Annotated in this window: 3 protein-coding genes; 2 read left to right on the top strand and 1 reads right to left on the bottom strand. The window is 61.7% G+C overall.

Annotated features, from left to right (window positions below; translation table 11 throughout):
* Positions 1 to 1,446 (bottom strand): sugar ABC transporter ATP-binding protein (locus EN884_RS32310; protein WP_164895297.1); only part of this gene is annotated, 1,446 nt, incomplete at its 3' end.
* Between the two features lie 324 nt (positions 1,447 to 1,770).
* Between EN884_RS32310 and EN884_RS32305 the strand changes: the two genes are divergently transcribed.
* Together EN884_RS32305 and EN884_RS32300 are read left to right on the top strand one after the other, a co-directional pair.
* Positions 1,771 to 2,445 carry a GntR family transcriptional regulator gene (locus EN884_RS32305; RefSeq protein WP_013528167.1) on the top strand — a complete coding sequence of 225 codons (675 nt, stop codon included), beginning with the start codon at positions 1,771 to 1,773 and terminating at the stop codon, positions 2,443 to 2,445.
* 19 nt (positions 2,446 to 2,464) lie between these two features.
* Positions 2,465 to 2,652, top strand: a 188-nt coding sequence (locus EN884_RS32300) for an L-rhamnose mutarotase (protein WP_128360979.1), incomplete at its 3' end; no start/stop codon positions are given.

Below are 2,652 nucleotides of genomic sequence, written 5' to 3'. Positions count from 1 at the left end.
GCGCAAGAGAGGCTCGGAGGCATAGCCATCGCGCATCACCACCACGCGGTCGCAGACTCCGAGGATTTCGGGCAGTTCCGACGAGATCATCACGACCGCCATGCCGCCGGCGACGAGTTGGCCGATGATGTGGTGGATCTCGGCCTTGGCGCCGACGTCGACGCCCCGCGTCGGCTCGTCGAGGATCAAGGCCGAAGGTTTGGCGGCAAGCCATTTGGCGATGACCGCCTTCTGCTGGTTGCCGCCCGACAGAAGGCTGATGCGCCGTTCGCCGTCGGGCGGTGAAATCGAAAACTGCTTGACCGAATCCCGGGCAAGCGCGCGATCGGCGCTGCGGCTGATGCGTCCGAAACGGGTCAGGCGGCGCAGGATGGGCAGGCTGATGTTTTCCCGGACCGACATTCCAGGCACGACGCCATCGCCCTTGCGATCTTCCGGAACATAGGCAATGCCTGCCCTGACCGCCTGGGATGGCGAGTTGATCGAGACCTCGCGTCCGTTGACGCTGACCGTGCCCTCGACAAGCCGCGACAGGCCGAAGATTGCGCGGGCAACCTCGGTGCGGCCAGCGCCCACCAAGCCGGTCAAGCCCAGTATCTCGCCGGCGCGCACTTCGAAGCTGACATCGCGGAAGCGCTGTCCGTCGCTGATATGCTCCACGCGCAACACGGACTTGCCGATCGCGGCCGGACTTTTCGGGAAGACATTGCTAACTTCGCGACCGACCATCAGCCTGATCATATCGGCAGCCTTTATGCCCTTGATCGGACGCGTCTCGATCATTGAGCCATCGCGCAGCACCGTCACCTCATCGGCGATTTCGAGCACCTCCTTCAGCCGATGGCTGATGTAGACGATGGCGATGCCGTCATCGCGCATCTTGCGCAGGATCCGGAACAGCGCCGCCGTCTCATGCTCGCTGAGGCTGGATGTCGGCTCGTCCAGCACGATGATCCTCGGCTGCGCCGCATAGGCCTTGGCGATCTCGACGAGCTGCTGCTGGCTGATAGAAAGGTTGCCGAGCCGTTCACGCGGATTAATGGCCGCTCCGAGCTCGTCGAGGACGGCAGCCGCCGCCCTGACCATCTCGCGCTTGCGCAGAAAGGTCCATTTGCCGGGCATGCGGCCGAGATAGACGTTCTCGGCGACGGTCAGGTGGGGGACCAGATTGATTTCCTGGTGCACCATGCGGATGCCGAGCGCCTGGGCGTCGGCGGGCCGGCGCATGCGCACCTCGGCGTCACCGACTTTGATCGTGCCGCTGGTGGGCGCGTAGGATCCGTTGAGGATCTTCATGAGCGTCGATTTGCCGGCGCCGTTCTCACCCACGACCGCATGAACGGTGCCGAATTTCACGGCAAAATTGACGTTGGACAGAGCCTTCACGCCTGGAAAGTTCTTGCTGATGCCTCGCATATCCAAGGCGCAATCGGCGGCGACGGTCATATCTGGCTAGGTTCCTCCTGGCGGCCGGCCGGTGCGCTACATCGGCCTTCGATATGTTAGTATAATAGCGCTGCAAACGCAGTTCGGGCTTCTTCGAACAAGCTTGAATGGCCTGCGCTGTTGAAGATCCAAGCCTCAGTCCCGGACTGAATTTTCCATCGTTCATCCTCACTATTGCACTAATATAACAGTTCTGGCAAGCTGGATTCCGGCGGGTCGTCATGACGTCGTGCGTCACCGACCCCCACGCTTGTATTGGATGCGTTCCAATTGACATTCTAGTATTATCTGGCCATTTCTGGTGAACGAAGACACGGATTTGCAATGGACCTGGATCCTTCGACGCTCAATCGGGCTCTTCCGCTCCGCGATCAGATCTACCACAAGATCCGCAACCTGATCGTCGTCGGGCAGTTGAAGCCGGGAGAGGTCATCAACGAGGTCGCCATCGCGGAGGCCCTGGGGGTGTCTCGCACCCCCGTTCGCGAAGCGGTCAAGCGCATCAGCGACGAGGGCCTGGTCAAGATCCTGGCGCAGACCGGCACCTATGTTGCTCCGATCAGCCGGGCCGACCTGGAAGAAGCCTATGTCATCCGGCGGGCACTGGAGATGGAAAGCGCCCGACGCGCGGCCGCCAAGTTCACAGCGGCAGCCAGCGAATTGCTGGAAGACAACATGGCGGCGCACCGGCTTGCCATATCCCGCGGCAGATATGCCACCGCGATACAACTCGACGATGTCTTCCACCGCACCATAGCCGAGATCTGCGGCCTGCCGATGATCTGGAGAGCCGTCGACATCTCGAAGGCACAGATGGATCGCGGGCGCTATCTCGCTATCCCAAGACCGGGTTATGGCGAACAGACGATCGAGCAGCACGAGGCCATTTTCGACGCGCTGAAGCGCCACGACGCCGAGGGTGCGGCACGGGCCATGGAACATCATCTCGAGACGTCGTTCCGCAACACGCTCGAAGTCGCCGCCGACCTTCTCGGCTGAAGCCCCGCGAGCAACCAGCATGCAAAGAATGGGACTTTGTATCGGCGTGAAAGCCGAGGCGATCGCGGACTACAAGCGCGTCCACGCCGCCGTCTGGCCCGAAGTGCTCGACGTCATCAGCCGCGCCAACATCCGCAACTATTCGATCTTCCTGCGCGAACCGGAGAACCTTCTGTTCGCCTGCTGGGAGTATCACGGCAGCGACTT

The sequence above is a fragment of the Mesorhizobium sp. M7A.F.Ca.AU.001.01.1.1 genome, assembly GCF_004022735.1.
In the GTDB taxonomy this organism is placed as follows: domain Bacteria; phylum Pseudomonadota; class Alphaproteobacteria; order Rhizobiales; family Rhizobiaceae; genus Mesorhizobium; species Mesorhizobium ciceri.
This window is presented reverse-complemented; position numbering and strand designations above follow the sequence as displayed.